The organism is Haemophilus sp. SZY H56 (assembly GCF_054332415.1).
The window spans coordinates 15,294-33,465 of the sequence record NZ_JBTGNX010000009.1; the positions used below are offsets into that span (position 1 = coordinate 15,294).

Annotated in this window: 17 protein-coding genes; all 17 read left to right on the plus strand. The window is 40.4% G+C overall.

Annotated elements, in window-relative coordinates; genetic code table 11:
* Positions 1-74 precede the first annotated feature (74 nt).
* The 17 genes from dnaE to rseB all read left to right on the plus strand — a co-directional run bounded on the left by dnaE (position 75) and on the right by rseB (position 18,144).
* Positions 75-3,554 carry a DNA polymerase III subunit alpha gene (dnaE, locus tag ACXVWP_RS07645; protein ID WP_297568904.1) on the plus strand — a complete coding sequence of 1,160 codons (3,480 nt, stop codon included), beginning with the start codon at positions 75-77 and terminating at the stop codon, positions 3,552-3,554.
* An 87-nt stretch (positions 3,555-3,641) separates the two neighbouring features.
* On the plus strand, positions 3,642-4,181 hold the full coding sequence (gene pyrR / locus ACXVWP_RS07650) for a bifunctional pyr operon transcriptional regulator/uracil phosphoribosyltransferase PyrR (RefSeq protein WP_049356914.1): 540 nt from the start codon (positions 3,642-3,644) through the stop codon (positions 4,179-4,181).
* A gap of 77 nt (positions 4,182-4,258) precedes the next feature.
* Positions 4,259-5,191 carry a peptidylprolyl isomerase gene (locus ACXVWP_RS07655; protein WP_128787881.1) on the plus strand — a complete coding sequence of 311 codons (933 nt, stop codon included), beginning with the start codon at positions 4,259-4,261 and terminating at the stop codon, positions 5,189-5,191.
* Between the two features lie 64 nt (positions 5,192-5,255).
* A complete protein-coding gene (mltG, locus tag ACXVWP_RS07660; RefSeq protein ID WP_297568908.1) occupies positions 5,256-6,305 on the plus strand; it encodes an endolytic transglycosylase MltG in 1,050 nt (349 codons plus the stop codon).
* Positions 6,305-6,937 (plus strand): dTMP kinase, encoded by a 633-nt coding sequence (gene tmk, locus ACXVWP_RS07665; RefSeq protein WP_297568910.1) that lies wholly within the window; start codon positions 6,305-6,307, stop codon positions 6,935-6,937. Before mltG ends, tmk begins: the two co-directional genes overlap by 1 nt.
* A complete protein-coding gene (locus ACXVWP_RS07670; protein ID WP_128787878.1) occupies positions 6,934-7,914 on the plus strand; it encodes a DNA polymerase III subunit delta' in 981 nt (326 codons plus the stop codon). The genes tmk and ACXVWP_RS07670 overlap by 4 nt, the downstream gene beginning before the upstream one ends.
* Before the next feature lie 7 nt (positions 7,915-7,921).
* Positions 7,922-8,704 (plus strand): YchF/TatD family DNA exonuclease, encoded by a 783-nt coding sequence (locus ACXVWP_RS07675; protein WP_297568914.1) that lies wholly within the window; start codon positions 7,922-7,924, stop codon positions 8,702-8,704.
* A gap of 26 nt (positions 8,705-8,730) precedes the next feature.
* Positions 8,731-9,255, plus strand: a complete 525-nt coding sequence (locus ACXVWP_RS07680; RefSeq protein ID WP_297568917.1) for a DUF1523 family protein — start codon at positions 8,731-8,733, stop codon at positions 9,253-9,255.
* A 99-nt stretch (positions 9,256-9,354) separates the two neighbouring features.
* A complete protein-coding gene (locus ACXVWP_RS07685) occupies positions 9,355-10,665 on the plus strand; it encodes a polyamine export protein PaeA (protein WP_049356900.1) in 1,311 nt (436 codons plus the stop codon).
* A gap of 81 nt (positions 10,666-10,746) precedes the next feature.
* Positions 10,747-11,277 (plus strand): hypothetical protein, encoded by a 531-nt coding sequence (locus tag ACXVWP_RS07690; RefSeq protein WP_128787876.1) that lies wholly within the window; start codon positions 10,747-10,749, stop codon positions 11,275-11,277.
* Between the two features lie 75 nt (positions 11,278-11,352).
* The gene (gene fruB, locus ACXVWP_RS07695; protein ID WP_297568920.1) at positions 11,353-12,873 is read left to right on the plus strand and encodes a fused PTS fructose transporter subunit IIA/HPr protein; all 1,521 of its coding nucleotides are present in this window, start codon (positions 11,353-11,355) and stop codon (positions 12,871-12,873) included.
* A 3-nt stretch (positions 12,874-12,876) separates the two neighbouring features.
* Positions 12,877-13,818, plus strand: a complete 942-nt coding sequence (fruK, locus tag ACXVWP_RS07700; protein WP_297568923.1) for a 1-phosphofructokinase — start codon at positions 12,877-12,879, stop codon at positions 13,816-13,818.
* A gap of 4 nt (positions 13,819-13,822) precedes the next feature.
* Positions 13,823-15,499 (plus strand): fructose-specific PTS transporter subunit EIIC, encoded by a 1,677-nt coding sequence (locus tag ACXVWP_RS07705; RefSeq protein WP_297568931.1) that lies wholly within the window; start codon positions 13,823-13,825, stop codon positions 15,497-15,499.
* Between the two features lie 84 nt (positions 15,500-15,583).
* Positions 15,584-15,841 (plus strand): FAD assembly factor SdhE, encoded by a 258-nt coding sequence (locus ACXVWP_RS07710; RefSeq protein WP_014064432.1) that lies wholly within the window; start codon positions 15,584-15,586, stop codon positions 15,839-15,841.
* 115 nt (positions 15,842-15,956) lie between these two features.
* Complete coding sequence (gene rpoE / locus ACXVWP_RS07715) at positions 15,957-16,532, plus strand: RNA polymerase sigma factor RpoE (RefSeq protein WP_458473342.1); 576 nt, start codon at positions 15,957-15,959, stop codon at positions 16,530-16,532.
* 21 nt (positions 16,533-16,553) lie between these two features.
* Positions 16,554-17,135 carry a sigma-E factor negative regulatory protein gene (locus ACXVWP_RS07720; protein WP_128787872.1) on the plus strand — a complete coding sequence of 194 codons (582 nt, stop codon included), beginning with the start codon at positions 16,554-16,556 and terminating at the stop codon, positions 17,133-17,135.
* 64 nt (positions 17,136-17,199) lie between these two features.
* Positions 17,200-18,144: a sigma-E factor regulatory protein RseB gene (gene rseB, locus ACXVWP_RS07725; protein WP_049356887.1), complete on the plus strand. Its 945-nt coding sequence runs from the start codon at positions 17,200-17,202 to the stop codon at positions 18,142-18,144.
* Positions 18,145-18,172 lie beyond the last annotated feature (28 nt).

The window sequence follows — 18,172 nt, forward strand, 5'->3', positions numbered from 1 at the left end:
CGCATTTTGCTTTATTGAGCCTCTTACAAAATCTCATTAAAATTAACCGCACTTTTAATTAACAAGGAATTTGAATGTTAGTCCAACCTCGCTTTGTCCATCTGCGTACACATACTGATTTTTCAATGATTGATGGAATTGTGAAAGTGAAGCCGTTAGTTAAAGCCTGTGCGGCAGATAATATGGTGGCATTAGCATTAACTGATTTTACCAATTTTTGTGGTGTGGTGCGTTTTTACGGCGAAACACTTTCTTCAGGAATTAAGCCGATTATTGGTGCTGATGTACATGTTAAAAGTGAGTTATGTGGTGAGGAGTTATTTACACTCACGTTACTTGCCAAGAATAATGCAGGCTATAAAAACATTACATTATTGCTTTCAAAAGCTTATCAGCGCGGTTATGTTGATTTGCCTTATATCGATTTGCAATGGCTGATTGAACATCGTGATGGTGTGATTGTTTTATCCGGTGGCACACAGGGTGATGTGGGTAAAAAACTGCTAAAAGAAAATCCCTCCGAAATTGAAAGTGCGGTCAGTTTTTATCAAGAATTTTTTCCTGACCATTTTTACCTTTCGCTTTCTCGAACGGGGCGTCCGGATGAGGAACGTTATATTCAGGCCGCATTAAAACTGGCTGAGGCGCGTGATTTGCCGCTTGTCGCGACCAATGATGTTATCTTCCTTAGACCTGATGATTTTGAGGCGCACGAAATTCGTGTCGCTATTCATGATGGCTATACCCTAGACGATCCAAAACGCCCAAAACGTTATACCGAACAACAATATTTTCGCTCAGAAGAAGAGATGTGCCAATTATTTGCTGATATTCCTTCTGCGCTTGAAAATACGGTATTAATTGCGCAACGCTGTAATGTCACTTTGCGTTTGGGCGAGTATTTCCTTCCAAAATTCCCAACTGGCGATCTGAGTACGGAAGATTATTTGGTGATGAAATCCAAAGAGGGCTTGGAAGAGCGTTTGGCGTTTTTATTCCCCGATGAAAAAGTGCGGGTAGAAAGACGACCGGAATATGATGAGCGTCTTCAAATCGAACTCGATGTGATCAACCAAATGGGCTTCCCGGGTTACTTCTTAATCGTCATGGAGTTTATTCAGTGGTCAAAGGACAATGATATTCCTGTTGGACCTGGACGTGGTTCTGGTGCGGGTTCATTGGTGGCTTATGCACTAAAAATCACCGATTTGGACCCCCTTGAATTCGATCTCCTTTTTGAACGTTTTCTTAACCCAGAACGTGTTTCCATGCCCGATTTCGACGTAGATTTCTGTATGGATGGACGCGATCGCGTTATCGATCATGTCGCAGAAACCTATGGACGTGGTGCGGTATCACAAATTATTACCTTCGGTACCATGGCGGCCAAAGCGGTAATTCGAGATGTGGGGCGCGTATTAGGCCATCCTTATGGCTTTGTGGATCGTATTTCGAAAATGATTCCCCCTGATCCCGGCATGACTTTAGCCAAGGCTTTTGAGGCTGAACCACAGTTACAAGTGGCATATGATTCAGATGAAGAAGTCAAGGCCCTAATTGATATGGCACGTAAGCTGGAAGGGGTAACGCGAAATGCGGGTAAACACGCGGGTGGCGTGGTGATTTCCCCTTCTTTGATTACAGACTTTGCACCACTTTATTGTGACAACGAGGGGCTTCATCCTGTTACCCACTTCGATAAAAATGATGTGGAATATGCCGGTTTAGTGAAGTTTGACTTCTTAGGTTTGCGTACACTCACCATTATCAAATGGGCATTAGATATGATCAATGCCCGCCTTGCTCGTGAAGGCAAACCGCTAGTCGATATTGCAGCTATTCCATTAGATGATCCCGATTCCTTTGATTTATTGAAACGGTCAGAAACGACTGCTGTATTCCAGTTGGAATCGCGTGGGATGAAAGATTTAATTAAACGCCTTCAGCCAGACTGTTTTGAAGATATTATCGCGTTGGTAGCATTATTCCGCCCTGGTCCATTACAATCTGGCATGGTGGATAACTTTATTGACCGCAAACACGGTCGTGAGGAAGTGTCTTATCCTGATGCAAACTATCAACATGAAAGCCTTAAACCGATTTTAGAGCCAACTTACGGTATTATTTTGTATCAAGAGCAAGTCATGCAGATTGCTCAGGTGTTAGCAGGTTATACTCTTGGTGGTGCGGACTTATTACGTCGTGCGATGGGTAAGAAAAAGCCGGAAGAAATGGCGAAACAGCGCTCCGTGTTTAAAGAAGGTGCGGAAAAAAATGGCGTTGATGGTGAGCTTTCCATGAAGATTTTTGACTTAGTGGAAAAATTTGCGGGCTATGGTTTCAATAAATCGCACTCTGCCGCTTACGCATTGGTATCTTACCAAACCCTCTGGCTGAAAACCCATTTCCCTGCTGAGTTTATGGCAGCAGTAATGACTTCGGAAATGGATAATACGGATAAAATTGTTGGCTTATACGATGAATGTTTACGTATGGGCTTAAAAGTCACTGCACCAGATATCAACGTAGGAAAACATCATTTCAGCGTGAATGAAAATGGTGAGATTGTTTACGGTATCGGCGCCATTAAAGGGGTTGGGGAAGGTCCGATTGATGCATTGATTACCGCACGTAATGAAGGTGGGATTTTCAGAGACTTATTTGATTTATGTGCTCGCGTTGATTTGAAGAAAATTAACCGTCGGACCTTTGAAAGTCTGATTATGTCGGGCGCATTTGATAAGCTAGGACCTCATCGTGCGGCGTTATCTAAGAACCTAGAAGATGCGCTTAAAGCCTCTGATCAGCATGCAAAAGATGAAGCCATGGGGCAAGCCGATATGTTCGGTGTGCTGACAGAAACACACGAAGAAGTGGAAAATGCTTATGCCCACACGCCACCTTACACAGAAAAACAAATTTTAGATGGTGAACGTGAAACTCTAGGTTTGTATTTAAGTAGCCATCCGGTGAGTCGTTATTTGAAAGAGCTTTCTCATTACAGCTCTACACGATTAAAAGATCTGACACCGAATCGCCGTGGACAAATTAGCACAGCAGCTGGTTTGTTAGTATCAACTCGCTTTGCAACAACGAAAAAAGGCAATCGCATCGGTATCGCAACCATTGATGACCGTTCAGGGCGTTTAGACCTAACTCTGTTTGGCGAAAGCTTAGAGCAATTCGGTGAAAAACTGCAAAAAGATACAGTTGTGGTGGTATCTGGCCAGGTCAGTTTTGACGATTTTTCAGGCGGATTAAAAATGTCGGTACGGGATTTAATGACCTTAGATGAGGCGCGTTCCCGTTATGCGAAATCTTTGGCGGTAAGCTTGTCCGAAGAGCAGATTAGCTCAAGTTTTATTAAAAAGCTGAAAGAAATGTTAGCGCCTGTTAGTGGCGGAACTTTACCAATTAACGTATATTATCAAAGTACAAAAGGTCGTGTCTTACTGCGTTTAGGAATTCAATGGTCAATTATGCCAACTGATGAGATTTTGACAGAATTGGTGAATTTATTGGGTGAAAATGCGGTAGAATTAGAGTTTAGTTAGTATTCTGTTAAAAGTGTGGTTAAAAAATGTGTATTTTTCTGACCGCACTTTTATGACATTTTAGCGTGTAAAAAAGTGAGGGATAAAATGGAAAAAATCATTATTGATGCGGATAGATTTTTACGCACCATTTCTCGGATTTCCCATGAAATTATTGAAAAGCACCAGGATTTCAATAATGTGATTTTGGTTGGGATTAAACGTCGAGGGGCAGAAATTGCTGAACTAATTCAACGTCGTATTGAGGAATTAAAGGGCGTAGTTTTGCCAATGATGGAATTGGATATTACGTTTTATCGCGATGATTTAGAATATGTCGAACCTGAAAATCCAACTCCAGTGTATAGTGGTGCATCAAGTTATATGAATATTCAGGGTAAAGAAGTCATTTTAATTGATGATGTGTTATTTACTGGGAGAACGATTCGTGCAGCAATGGATGCATTAACGGATTTTGGGCGAGCGTCTAAAATTGAATTGGTGATTTTAGTCGATCGTGGACACCGTGAATTACCGATTCGGGCAGATTATGTCGGTAAAAATGTGCCGACGTCTCGAGAGGAGCAAGTTCAAGTTCGTACATTAAAGCTTGATGGTTGTTATGGTGTAGCACTATTGGCTAAATAGCGGTTAGCCTATTGTGAACCTTTAATAAAATTGATAATCTAAGAAACGTTATCCTATTATTTTTAAAGACAACTAAAATGGAAAAATCAATGTTAAAATCTTTCTTATTTGCGATGATCGGCTTACTGGCTTTCTCACAAGTACAAGCAGAAGAACGCGTTGTGGCGACAGTGAATGGTATACCCATTTTACAAAGTCAAGTAAACGCAGTAATGGGTAAAAAAGGTAGTCAACGAGCAGCATTAGATAAGATTATTGATGATATACTGACAGATAAGGCTATCAAAGAATCGGGAGTAAAAGTCAACCAAGCGGAAGTAAATCGCATTGTGGAAGATATTGCCGAAAGAAATGGTTTAACTTATGGTCAATTCTTAGATGCATTAGATTATCAAGGTATTTCTCTAAATGCATTTAAACAACAAATCTCTCGTCAAATGTTAATGGCGGGTGTGCGTAATCATGCCATTCAAAATAGTGTTGATGTCACCCGTGAACAAGTGGATGCACTAGGTAAGCAAATGCTCGATGAGGCAAAGGCAAAAGGTAATGCAAAGAAAGTAACGGGTAAAGAGTATAAAGTTCGTCATATTTTATTAAAATTAAACCCATTACTGAATGATGCGCAAGCAAAAGCAGAATTAGAGCGTATTCGCCGTGATATCATTTCCGGCAAAATGACATTTGCTGATGCGGCATTAAAATACTCTAAAGATTATTTATCTGGTGCGAATGGCGGCAGTTTGGGCTATGCTTTCCCTGAAGCTTATGTAGGTCCATTTGCAAAAGCAGTTGAAACTACACGACAGGGTAGTATTTCAGCACCATTTAAATCTGAATTTGGGTGGCATATTTTAGAAGTAGTGGGCAGTCGTGATGGCGATAAAACAGAAGATGCGTATCGCCAAAAAGCTTATGAACAGATTGTGAATAGTCAATTACAAGAAGCGACCAAAGACTGGGTGAAGGCATTACGTAAAAATGCTGATATTCAATATTTCGATAAATAACAGAAACCGTTAGAATAAGGGGGGCATTTTGCCCCTTTTGTCGTTTTTATAAAATGAGTGACGCATGAAAAAAATTTTTGTCTTTTTATTGATTCTTCTGCTTATTCTTGGCGGTGTTGGTTTTTGGGGTTATCAAAAACTAACGGAGTTTGTTCATACGCCGGTGAATGTCACACAAGATCAATTGCTTACAATTGACCGAGGCACTACGGGTAGTAAACTTGCTGCGTTATTAGAGCAGGAAAAAATTCTTGAGCATGCCGATTTATTACCTTGGTTATTGAAATTACAACCGCAACTCAACAAAGTAAAAGCGGGGACTTATTCTTTAACAGACGTGAAAACGTTGCAGGATTTATTGGATATGATTAATTCTGGCAAGGAAGCGCAATTTAGTGTGAAGTTTATTGAAGGTAAAACGTTCAAGGAATGGCGTAAAAACTTTGAAAATGCACCGCACTTAAAACAAACCTTGCAAGGTAAAAGTGATAAAGAAATTATGGCTCTATTGGATATTCCAGCCGCTACAAAAGCCGTTTACGAATGGAATAACATAGAGGGGTGGTTGTATCCAGATACCTATAATTACACCCCAAATTCGACTGATCTTGAATTATTAAAACGTTCAACTACTCGTCTACAAAAAGCCTTGGATAAAGCGTGGAATGAGCGCGATGAAAATCTTCCGTTAGCGGATCCATATCAGATGCTGATTTTGGCTTCTATTGTAGAGAAAGAAACGGGGATTGCGGCGGAGCGTCCACAAGTGGCTTCCGTATTTATTAATCGTTTGAAAGCCAATATGAAACTACAAACTGATCCAACCGTGATTTATGGAATGGGTGAGAGTTACAACGGAAATATTCGTAAGAAAGATTTGGAAACGATAACTCCTTACAATACTTATATGATTGAGGGGCTACCACCAACGCCAATTGCGATGGTGAGTGAGAGCGCTTTGCAGGCTGTTGCGCATCCCGCTAAAACGGACTTTTATTATTTTGTTGCCGATGGAAGTGGTGGCCATAAATTTACTCGTAATCTGAATGAGCATAATAAAGCAGTACAAGAATATTTACGTTGGTATCGTAACCAACAAAAAGGAGTCCACTAATGCAAGGCAAATTTATCGTGATTGAAGGGTTGGAAGGCGCAGGTAAAAGTACTGCCATGCAAACGGTGGTGGATACATTAAAATCCCTTGGTGTAAGCGATATTGTGTTTACTCGGGAACCAGGTGGTACCCCTTTAGCAGAAAAATTGCGCCATTTAATTAAACATGAAACAGAAGAACCTGTTACGGATAAAGCAGAATTATTGATGCTTTATGCGGCACGAATTCAATTGGTAGAAAATGTGATTAAGCCGGCATTGGCAGAAGGCAAAATTGTGTTAGGTGACCGTCACGATATGTCTTCACAGGCTTATCAAGGCGGTGGACGTCAGTTTGACCAAACGCTGATGGCGAATTTAAAAAATATGGTATTAGGCGATTTTGAGCCTGATTTTGTACTGTATTTAGACATTGATCCAGCTGAAGGTTTAGCTCGTGCAAGAGGACGTGGAGAATTAGACCGCATTGAACAACAAGGACTGGATTTCTTCCATCGTACTCGCCAACGTTATTTGGAATTGGTGCAGAACAACCCGAAAGCCGCCATTATTAATGCGGGTCAGCCTTTGGCACAAGTACAAGCAGACATTCAAAGTGCGGTCAAAAATTGGTGGGTTTCACAAACAAAATGAGCGAACTTTATCCTTGGTTAGTGCCTACTTATCACAAAATCAGCCAAACTTTTAGCGAAGGTTTGGGGCATCATGCACTATTGATTAAAGCTGATCAAGGTCTCGGTGCTGAAGGTTTGTTTGAGGCTTTAACAAAACGCATTATGTGTCAAACGCCAGGTAATGCACCTTGTGGCCATTGCCATGCTTGCCATTTAATAGCAGCGCACAGTCACCCTGATTTTCATGTTTTAGCCTCTCAAGAAGGCAAAGACATTGGGGTTGATCAGGTACGGGCGATTAATGAGATTGTCAGCCAACATGCGCAACAAAACGGCAATAAATTAGTATATATTCAAGAGGCAGAACGTCTTACGGAAGCGGCAGCGAATGCATTGCTTAAAACCTTAGAAGAGCCACGTCCGAACACGTATTTCTTGTTGCAAACAGAGCCTTCCTCTTCATTATTAGCAACTATTTACAGCCGTTGCCAAGTGTGGAATGTGAGTTTGCCAACGGAAGCGGAAGCCTTAACTTGGCTTTCTTCTCAATTTCAGGCAGAAACATCAGAATTATTAACCGCACTTGCGATGAATTTGGGGCGTCCACTGTTAGCATTAGACACACTTCAGCAAGGACTAATTGAACAACGGAAGAATTTCCTACGTCAATTTTGGCTGTTTTATCGTCGTCGTTCGCCTTTGGAAATTTTGCCTTTCTTTGAAAAAGAACGCACTTTACAGCAAGTGGATTGGATTTTAGCGTTTTTAAGCGATGCCATTAAATACAAACTCGAAATACAAAGTGGCTGGCAAACACTCGATCTTAAAACAGGTGTAACGCAATTTGCAGATGAGCAAACGATCCTTGAATTATTAACTGCAAATAAAATTATGCACAAAGTAAGATCGGATTTACTCACTATTAATGGCGTTAATATTGAATTAATGTTATTGGATGGTTTAACAAAATTAATTACTGACGTATTTAAGGACTAAATAAATTATGTTTATCGTAGATTCCCATTGCCATTTAGATGCATTGGATTATGAAAATTTACACAAAGATATTGCTGATGTAGTGACTAAAGCCCACGCACGAGATGTGAAGCATTTATTGGCGATTAGCGTAACATTAAGCCGTTTTGAAAAAGCGTATCCTGAGTTAGCCAAATTTCCGAATGTGTCTTTAGCTTGCGGAGTGCATCCATTAGATCTTGAAGAAGAACCTTACGATGCCGAGCGTTTATTACGTTTATCCCAAGATAAAAAAGTGATTGCAATTGGCGAAATTGGTTTGGATTATTATTACAGTGCAGATAATAAGGCATCGCAGCAAATGGTTTTTGCGGATCAAATCAGAATTGCTAATGAAGTGGATAAACCCGTGATTATTCATACTCGTTCAGCGCCAGAAGATACCATTGCCATGTTGCGTGAGCATCATGCTGAAAAGTGCGGTGGATTAATTCATTGTTTTACGGAAACCTTGGATTTTGCGAAAAAGGCACTTGATTTAGGTTTTTACATCTCCTGTTCTGGCATTATTACCTTTAAAAATGCGGAAAGTATTCGTGAAGCCATTCGTTATGTTCCGGCAGATCGTTTGTTAGTTGAAACCGATTCACCTTACTTAGCACCCGTGCCTTATCGTGGCAAAGAGAACCAACCTGCCCATACACGTGAAGTGTGTGAGTATGTGGCAGCGTTAAAAGGGCTATCAGCAGAAGAATTTGCGCAAATTAGTACACAAAACTTCGAGCGTTTGTTTAAAATTAATGTACAATAAATCTTCGTTATAAATAAGGGAGTCTTATGCGGAAATTTTTAAAGTATTTTTTATTTTTAGTCGTGTTTAGTTTTCATGGTGTGATGTTTGCGGTAGTAAACTATGTTTTTCCCCACTATGATGTCACTCGAGTCACTGGGGTTGAGGTCAAACGTGTCGATAAAGATGGTCCGATTACTAAGGTAAATCCAGCGGATGGCCCAACGCGCGATGTGTATTTTATTAATACACAAAATGATGATGGCAAAATCATGGTGTATCGTAATGAAGATACTCGTTGGAGTTTCCCATTCTATTTTAAATTTGGTTCTGCCAACTTGCAGGCTCAAGTACAAGCTTTGGGTAATGAAAACAAATTGGTACAAATCAAGTATTACGGTTGGCGTATGACGATGTTTGATGAATATCGCAATGCGGTTTCGGTGAAAGAAATTAGTGGAGATATCACACCAAGCTATCCAATTTTATCTTGGGTATTCTATGCTTTCTTATTAGTTACCCTTTTCCTTTCCGTACAATTTGTGCGTGGCTGGTTTGACAGCGAAAACTAGACCTATCAATTATCAGGGCGCAGGTTGCGCCCTAAATACATTTCGAATCAAAAACAGGTGGTATATTGACCACTCTTTTAAATCAATAAAGAGAATATTATGAGTTTATCCGCCGCGATTTTTATTTTAATCGTGTTAATTATTATTAGTGCAATTATGTCATCGGCAGAGATTTCTCTTGCAGGGGCAAGACGCATTAAATTACAAACTTTAGCAAATGAAGGCAATATCAATGCTGCAAAGGTTTTACAGCTACAAGAGCATCCAGGCCGTTTTATTACGGTAGTGCAAATTGGGTTAAATATGGTCGCTGTACTTGGTGGTGTGATTGGTGAAGCGACGATCAGTCTTCATTTACAAAACTTTTTGTATGAATATACCAAGGCAGAGTGGGTTGAGCCGGCTTCATCGTGGATTGCCTTTTTTATTGTCACCACGACATTTATTTTATTAGCTGATTTAATTCCGAAGCGCCTTGCGCTAATTAACCCTGAAACTGTGGCGCTTCGGACAGTGGGCATTATGCAAGCCTTTATTTTTTTCTTAAAACCTATTGTATGGTTTTTTGACGGTATTTCTAATGTCTTATTTCGTTTTATGAGAGTTTCCACTACGCGTGAAGATAATATGACATCCGAAGATATTGTCGCGATAGTGGAAGCTGGTGCAGAAGCAGGCGTGTTAAAAACACAAGAGCATTATTTAATTGAAAATATCTTTGAGATGCAAGAGCGAACCGTGTCTTCAACCATGACGACCCGTGAAAATATTGTGTTTTTAGACCGCACTTTTACTCGTCAAGAAGTCTTGAATACTTTATCAGCAGATTCTCATTCTAAATTAGTGATCTGTGATAATGGTTTGGACAAAATTTTAGGTTATGTAGAATCACATACTTTGTTGACGCTCTATCTTCAACAGGAAGTCGTGGATTTAACGGATAACCGTTTATTACGAAAAGCGTTATTCATTCCGGATACGCTGTCATTATATGAAGTATTGGAATTATTTAAATCTACAGGTGAAGATTTTGCGATTATCGTCAATGAGTATGCACTTGTCGTAGGTTTAATTACCTTAAACGATGTGATGAGCATTGTAATGGGCGAATTGGTTTCTAACGAAGAAGAACAAATTGTGAGCAGAGATGAAAACTCTTGGCTAATTGATGGGGCAACACCGCTTGAAGATGTGATGCGTGTCTTGGATATTGAATCTTTTCCTGATGAAGAAAATTATGAAACTATCAGTGGATTTATGATGTATATGTTACGCAAAATCCCCAAAAAAACCGATTTTGTCGTATACGATAAATATAAATTTGAAGTCATCGATACCGAAAATTTTAAAATTGATCAAATTCTAGTTTCTATTATCAAAGATAATGGCATGACTAAAGAATCTGTATAGTGCTAGGTGCTACCTTGCGTAATCCCTCATTCTAAGTATAATTAGCGGCGGTTTTAATCGCCTATAAATAAGGAAAATTTAATGTTTAAAAAAATCTCGGTATTCTTTGTGGCAGTAATGCTAGCAGGTTGTTCTTCGATTTCAGATATGACCTCTAACATTCCGTTTATAGGCAAAGACAAGAAGGTTATTGATTTAGATAAAGATAAAATTGACCAAAAATCTTATGCAGCTTCTTATGAAGCGACTGTAGCAACGTATAAAGGTCGTGTAACGAAACATTTCTTTGTGGATAATTTTGCAAGTGGTGCAAATGATTGGTATCTCGGTCGTATCGTTGTGCCAATTAAACAAATTCAAGAGAAACTTTATACGGGTGGTCATGAATCAGATGTGTATGCTTACTATAGCGGTGTGCTACATGCAGAGGCATTGCAAGCTAATTTCAGTCGTTTAAGTGCAAATTGTTGGCAAAAAGTGGATTCACTGAGTGTGACACAAGGAATTTACGATGCAATGCGAGATTTGCAAAATGGCAAAGAGCGAGGTGAGAATGACGTCTATATTTCTCAAGGTAGCGAAATGTTACTTAAAGCCTGTACTAGCCAATAATTTATTTGAGCTGCTGATGAGCGATCTCATCAGCAGTTTTTCTTTTTTGAAAATTATCAATGTGAAGGAGCAAGAATGTTAGAACTTTCGGAAAGCAACATTCATTTAAATGCTACGGCAACAAATAAGCAGCAAGCTATTGAAATGGCCGCGAGTGCATTAGAGCAAGCTGGCAATGTTGAACAAGGCTATTTGCAAGGTATGCTTGGACGAGAACAACAAACGTCTACTTTTTTAGGTAATGGAATTGCGATTCCACACGGTACATTAGAAACCCGTTCAATGGTGACAAAAACCGGTGTACAAGTTTTCCAATTTCCACAAGGTATTGAGTGGGGTGAGGGCAATATTGTCTATGTTGTGATCGGTATTGCTGCCCGTTCTGATGAGCATCTTGCTCTACTTCGTCAATTAACACATGTTTTAGGTGGTGAGGACACCGCAGCTCAATTAGCGACATTAACAGATGTTGAAAAATTCCGTGCGATTTTGTTGGGTGAAAGTGATTCTTTTAGCATGACTGACGAAACATTAAGTTTAGATATTGAAACACAAAGTTTGCTCACTCTTACCGCCATCAATGCAGGTAAATTACAACAGCAAAGTGCGGTTGAAAATAGCTTTGTTTCTGAAGTGATATCCAATTCTGCTTTGCCACTTGGTAAAGGTTTATGGGTAACAGATGCCGTCTCAGGTAATGTGAAAAATGCCTTGGCATTCAGTCGTGCGAAAACCATTTTTAATCATAATGGCAAAGCGGTGAAAGGCGTGTTGACGATTTCGGCTGTCAGTGACCAAATCAATGAGACATTAGCGCGTTTATTGAATGATGAAGTCCAAAATATTTTATTAAGTGGTAATGTGCAGCAAATTTTGACCGCACTTAATGGCGGTAAAGTACCTGTTGCAGCAGCTACTCAATCTGAAGACCAAATTGCGACAGGTGCAGTGATTGGTACCTTTACTGTTCGTAATGAACATGGTTTGCACGCTCGCCCAAGTGCGGTGCTCGTCAATGAGGTGAAAAAATTCACATCCAAGATCACGGTACAAAATCTTACTCGAGAAACCGCACCAGTTAGTGCAAAAAGCTTGATGAAAATTGTGGCATTAGGTGTGACTCAAGCTCATCGTTTACGTTTTGTTGCGGAAGGGGATGATGCGAAACAAGCTATTGAAGCCTTAGGTAAGATCATTGCGAGTGGACTTGGCGAAAGCGTATCTGCTGTACCACCGGCTGAACCGGATACCATTGAAGTAAGCCGCGAGCATGCACCACAAATCCACGAAGAAAACACGGGCTTACCAGCCGATGCCATTGAAGCGGTATTTATGATTCGTAATGAACACGGTTTACACGCTCGTCCAAGTGCCGTGCTCGTTAATGAAGTGAAAAAATATAATGCGTCGGTTGCGGTACAAAACTTAGATCGTGATACCCAATTAGTCAGTGCAAAAAGTTTGATGAAAATTGTGGCACTTGGTGTTGTGAAAGGTCATCGCCTACGTTTCGTCGCGAGCGGTGAAGAAGCTCAGCAAGCGATTGAGGGTATTGGTGCAGTGATTGAAAGTGGTTTAGGTGAAGGTCGGGGGTAAGTGATGGCAAAAGTAGCAACAATTACCTTAAACGCTGCTTATGATTTAGTTGGGCGTTTGCCGCGTATTGAAATCGGCGAAGTGAATACCGTTGAAACGCTCGGTATTTTCCCTGCAGGCAAAGGCATCAATGTCGCTAAGGTATTAAAAGATTTGGGCGTAGAGGTGGCCGTTGGTGGCTTCTTAGGGGAAGACAACGTCGGTGATTTTGAAACCTTATTTAAAAAACAGGGATTGGAAGACAAATTTCATCGTGTTGCGGGCAAAACTCGTATTAATGTAAAGATTACTGAAACTGAAGCGGATGTAACAGATTTAAATTTCTTAGGTTATCAAATCACTCCAGAAGCTTGGCAGCAATTTACAGCAGATTCATTAGCGTACTGCCAAAATTTTGACATCGTTGCAGTCTGCGGCAGCTTACCGCGTGGTGTGAGTCCTGAATTGTTCGCGGATTGGCTTAATCAGTTGCATCAAGCTGGTGTGAAAGTCGTATTAGATAGCAGTAATGCCGCACTCACGGCTGGTTTGAAAGCGTATCCTTGGTTGGTGAAACCAAATCATCGCGAATTAGAAGCGTGGATTGGTCATCCGTTAAATTCTCTTGATGAAATTATTGCGGCGGCAAAAAAACTTAAAGCAGAAGGCATTGCTAACGTCATTATTTCGATGGGAGCGAACGGTTCTTTATGGCTGAGTGATCAAGCTGTGATTCAAGCTCAACCATCTAAATGTGAAAATGTGGTGAGCACTGTAGGCGCAGGCGATTCTATGGTGGCAGGCTTAATTTACGGTATTGAAAAAGGCTTGTCTCAAGCGGAAACCTTAGCGTTTGCAAGTGCCGTTTCTGCTTTTGCCGTTTCACAAAGTAATGTGGGCGTGAGCGATATCGCCTTGCTTGAGCCAATTCTGGCGAATGTCAAAATTTCTGTGATTGAAGGATAATGTAATGAATTTGTTTTTAACTCAATCTCCGCAAATGGGTGCGGCAAAAGCCTATTTACTTCGCCAAGTATTGAGCGAGGTCGCGAAAAAAGCCAATCATACTGTGGTTGAACAAGCCAAAGAGGCGGATTTAGTGATTGTTTTCGGATCTAGTTTGCCAAACTCTGCTGATCTTGTGGGGAAAAAAGTCTTTTTAGCTAATGAAGACACGGTGATTGCTTCACCTGAAGTCACGCTGACGAATGCACTCAATCAAGCAGTGGACTATGTTCAACCGACTCAAAGTGCGGTTGGATTTAGCGGCGTTTCTGGCGTCAAAAATATTGTCGCGGTGACAGCTTGCCCAACGGGTGTTGCGCATACTTTTATGTCAGCTGAAGCCATTGAAACCTATGCAAAAAAACAAGGTTGGCAGGTCAAAGTCGAAACGCGTGGCCAAGTGGGCGCAGGTAATGAAATTACGCCTGAAGAAGTCGCTGCGGCAGATTTAGTCTTTGTTGCGGCCGATATTGATGTGCCGTTAGATAAATTCCAAGGTAAACCGATGTATCGTACTTCGACTGGTTTGGCTTTAAAGAAAACGGCACAGGAATTCGATAAGGCATTTAAAGAAGCGAAAATTTACGAAGGTGGTGCAGCAAAATCTTCTGCTAAATCAGAAGAAAGTAGCGAGAAAAAAGGCGTCTATAAACATTTGATGACGGGTGTATCGCACATGTTGCCGTTGGTGGTTGCTGGTGGCTTATTAATCGCGATTTCCTTTATGTTTGGTATTGAAGCCTTCAAAGATGAAACAATTTTTCATGGTATTCCAAAAGCCTTAATGGATATCGGTGGTGGCGCGGCATTCCATCTGATGATTGCGGTATTTGCCGGCTATGTGGCCTTTTCTATCGCAGACCGTCCAGGGCTCGCGGTAGGTCTCATTGGCGGGATGTTAGCCACCACGGCGGGCGCTGGGATTTTAGGTGGTATTATCGCGGGTTTCTTAGCGGGTTATGTGGTGAAAGGATTAAATGCAACCATTAAATTGCCAGCAAGTTTAACTTCCTTAAAACCGATTCTAATTCTACCGCTCTTTGGTACCTTGATTGTTGGCCTCGCCATGATTTATGTGATTAACCCACCGGTTTCACAAATTATGACCACCTTAAGCGATTGGTTAAAATCCATGGGTGAAGTCAATGCGATGGTGTTAGGTGCGATTATCGGTGCGATGATGTGTATTGATATGGGCGGTCCAGTAAACAAAGCAGCTTATACGTTCTCCGTGGGAATGTTAGCCTCTCAAGTTCATACCCCAATGGCTGCGGCTATGGCTGCCGGTATGGTGCCGCCAATTGGTATGGCGATTGCAACTTGGATTGCTCGCAGTAAATTTACCAGTAATCAACGTGATGCAGGTAAAGCCTCTTTTGTCTTAGGCTTATGTTTTATCTCTGAAGGGGCATTACCGTTTGTAGCTGCCGATCCATTGCGTGTGATTATTAGCTCGGTGATAGGTGGTGCAACTGCGGGTGCGATTTCAATGGCATTGAATATTTCTCTGCAAGCACCACATGGTGGTTTATTTGTGATTCCATTTGTCTCTGAACCATTACTCTACCTAGGTGCAATTGCAACGGGGGCATTATTAACCGGTGTGGTTTATGCGGTGATTAAGCCGAAGGCGACAGAATAATAGATTCGTTGATTAAAAAGTGCGGTAATCTGTAACCGCACTTTTCATTTATCAAGTATAATTACAATGATTTAGGGAGAAATTATGGATAAATACAATAAACTCCGCATTGAATGGGATTGTCGTCGAGGTATGCTTGAGCTGGATAAAATCATCATGCCTTTTTATAAAGCGCATTTTGACCAACTGACTGACGACAAAAAAGATATTTTTATTCGTTTACTTGCCGCCACGGATTTACAACTTTTTTCGTGGTTTTTTAATGGCAGTCAATCAGACGATGCTGAAGTGCAAGCGATGGTTGAATATATCCAAGATGTGCAGAAAACGAATGTCCGTTAATTTTTTGAAATTTTTATACATAAGGAACTTTTCAATTTTAACTCTGTCTGATAAAGCAACAATAGCTTGCTGTCTTGAATATATGAAGGCGTGTTAGACGTAGCATAGGAGATATATGGCTGAACAGCTAACAGATCAGGTTTTGGTAGAAAGAGTGCAGCAAGGCGATAAAAAAGCCTTTAATTTATTGGTTTCTCGTTATCAAAACAAAGTAGCCGGACTTTTAACCCGCTACATTTCTCATAACGACATTCCAGATGTTGTACAAGAATCCTTTATTAAGGCCTATCGTTCCATTGAATCCTTTCGGGGCGATAGTGCATTCTACACTTGGCTATATCGAATTGCCGTTAATACGGCAAAGAATTACTTAACGGCACAGGGGCGCCGTCCACCGAGAGAAGATATTTTGGCGGAAGATGCCGAAAGCTACGATGTGGGAACTCATCTACGTGATGTAGATACCCCTGAAAACGAAATGTTATCTAGCGAATTAGAAAAAGTGGTGTTTGATACTATTCACAGTTTGCCAGAAGATTTAAGAACTGCGATTACCTTGCGCGAGCTTGAAGGGTTAAGTTACGAAGAAATCGCAGAAATAATGGATTGCCCAGTAGGCACTGTACGTTCTCGCATTTTCCGCGCTCGGGAAGTGATTGAGAACAAAATACAACCGCTTATGCAACGTTAAAATAAAGTCGGAGTTTATAAAATGCAAAAAGAGTTACTTTCAGCCTACATGGATGGAGAAGAAGTCAGTGCCGAGTTGACGGAACAACTCTGTCAGGATAAAGATTCACAAAAATCTTGGGCGGCATATCACACAGTAAGATCGGTTATGCGTAAAGAGTCACCAGTGTTATTAGGTGCTGATTTTACGGCGAAAATGGCGGACTTAATTGAATTAGAAGAAGTAAAACACGTAGAGATTACTGTCTCTCAACCAACACCAGAAGAAGCAGACAGCTTACCATTTGTGCAAAAATTAAAAGCATTCTTTGCACCAATGACACAAATTGCTGTGGCGGCAGGCGTGTGTTTAGTGGCAGTAGTAGGTGTGCAATCATTCAATGCAAAAAGCACCTCGGTTACACCTGAAAACCCAGTTTTACAAACCTTACCATTTAACAATTCTGTTCAAGAAGTAAGTTACAACGCTCCGACCAAAGATGTAGCGACTTCGGAACAGGTTGAGCAAAAAAATCGCCGTATTGGTACGATGTTACAAAACTATGAATTACAGCGTCGCATTCATGCAGATAGTTTAAATGTAGGTAGTAATCAAGCTAAATAGTTGTTGCAATGAATTGAATTCACCACCTTAGGCGTGGTGAATTTTTTTATGGATAGGTTTATTTATGAAGAAAATGTCTTCTCAATTGACGACTCTTTTGAGCTTATGCTTATTGCCTTTTGCGGTATTAGCTGAAGATTCTCTTCAGGCATTAAATAAGATGTCACAAGCTATGAGCGATTTAAATTATGAAGTTGCTTTTGTACAAACATCGCCAACCAATATGGATTCGTTTCGTTATCGTCATATTAAACAAGAGCAAAAAGTCTATGCTCAGCTAGTCACTCTCGATGGGGAACAGCAAGAAATTATCCAACGGGATAATTTAGTTAGCTATTTTCAACCTGGCTCCCAAGCGTTTACGATTAATAGTGGATATATTGTTGATGCGCTTCCTGCCGTTATTCGTACTGATTTTAATAAACTCAATCAGTATTATGATTTTATTAAGCTTGGAAAAGACCGAATTGCAGGCCGATTTGTCGATACAATTCGTATTGTGCCTAAAGATGATTTTCGCTATCAATATCTTGTTTTTTTAGATGAAGATAATGGATTATTATTACGTGCAGATATGTTGGATAGAGAAGGAAATTTACTAGATCAATTTCGTGTTGTCACCTTGTATATTGATAATCGTTTACGTGGTTTAACCGATTACCTTAATAAAGTTTCCACTCCTCCGTTTTTACATGAAAGTAAGCAGGAATCATCCTTTAGAATAAATTGGAAACCTGATTGGTTACCACAAGGATTTGAGTTGGTGAGTCAGAATCAAGATTCTATGAATGAAGAAGTGATTGAAAATGCGTTATTTAGTGATGGGCTTTTTACTTTTACATTATATGTTAATAAAGCAGATCGTATTGCAGCAAAAGAAAATACGTGGAGACAGGGCGCTTACACGATTTATAGTAAAGTAATAGGTGATAAAGAAATTACGTTTATTGGTCAGCTTCCAATCGCTACGGCTAAGCAAATTGTACAAGGCGTGACATTCCTAAAATAATTCAGTAGACGTAAGAAAGTTGCTATTT

What these genes read in the sequence shown, in the direction of transcription:
- dnaE (WP_297568904.1), top strand. Translation starts at nt 75, where the DNA reads ATGTTAGTCCAACCTCGCTTTGTCCATCTGCGTACACATACTGATTTT.
- pyrR (WP_049356914.1), top strand. Translation starts at nt 3,642, where the DNA reads ATGGAAAAAATCATTATTGATGCGGATAGATTTTTACGCACCATTTCT.
- ACXVWP_RS07655 (WP_128787881.1), top strand. Translation starts at nt 4,259, where the DNA reads ATGGAAAAATCAATGTTAAAATCTTTCTTATTTGCGATGATCGGCTTA.
- mltG (WP_297568908.1), top strand. Translation starts at nt 5,256, where the DNA reads ATGAAAAAAATTTTTGTCTTTTTATTGATTCTTCTGCTTATTCTTGGC.
- tmk (WP_297568910.1), top strand. Translation starts at nt 6,305, where the DNA reads ATGCAAGGCAAATTTATCGTGATTGAAGGGTTGGAAGGCGCAGGTAAA.
- ACXVWP_RS07670 (WP_128787878.1), top strand. Translation starts at nt 6,934, where the DNA reads ATGAGCGAACTTTATCCTTGGTTAGTGCCTACTTATCACAAAATCAGC.
- ACXVWP_RS07675 (WP_297568914.1), top strand. Translation starts at nt 7,922, where the DNA reads ATGTTTATCGTAGATTCCCATTGCCATTTAGATGCATTGGATTATGAA.
- ACXVWP_RS07680 (WP_297568917.1), top strand. Translation starts at nt 8,731, where the DNA reads ATGCGGAAATTTTTAAAGTATTTTTTATTTTTAGTCGTGTTTAGTTTT.
- ACXVWP_RS07685 (WP_049356900.1), top strand. Translation starts at nt 9,355, where the DNA reads ATGAGTTTATCCGCCGCGATTTTTATTTTAATCGTGTTAATTATTATT.
- ACXVWP_RS07690 (WP_128787876.1), top strand. Translation starts at nt 10,747, where the DNA reads ATGTTTAAAAAAATCTCGGTATTCTTTGTGGCAGTAATGCTAGCAGGT.
- fruB (WP_297568920.1), top strand. Translation starts at nt 11,353, where the DNA reads ATGTTAGAACTTTCGGAAAGCAACATTCATTTAAATGCTACGGCAACA.
- fruK (WP_297568923.1), top strand. Translation starts at nt 12,877, where the DNA reads ATGGCAAAAGTAGCAACAATTACCTTAAACGCTGCTTATGATTTAGTT.
- ACXVWP_RS07705 (WP_297568931.1), top strand. Translation starts at nt 13,823, where the DNA reads ATGAATTTGTTTTTAACTCAATCTCCGCAAATGGGTGCGGCAAAAGCC.
- ACXVWP_RS07710 (WP_014064432.1), top strand. Translation starts at nt 15,584, where the DNA reads ATGGATAAATACAATAAACTCCGCATTGAATGGGATTGTCGTCGAGGT.
- rpoE (WP_458473342.1), top strand. Translation starts at nt 15,957, where the DNA reads ATGGCTGAACAGCTAACAGATCAGGTTTTGGTAGAAAGAGTGCAGCAA.
- ACXVWP_RS07720 (WP_128787872.1), top strand. Translation starts at nt 16,554, where the DNA reads ATGCAAAAAGAGTTACTTTCAGCCTACATGGATGGAGAAGAAGTCAGT.
- rseB (WP_049356887.1), top strand. Translation starts at nt 17,200, where the DNA reads ATGAAGAAAATGTCTTCTCAATTGACGACTCTTTTGAGCTTATGCTTA.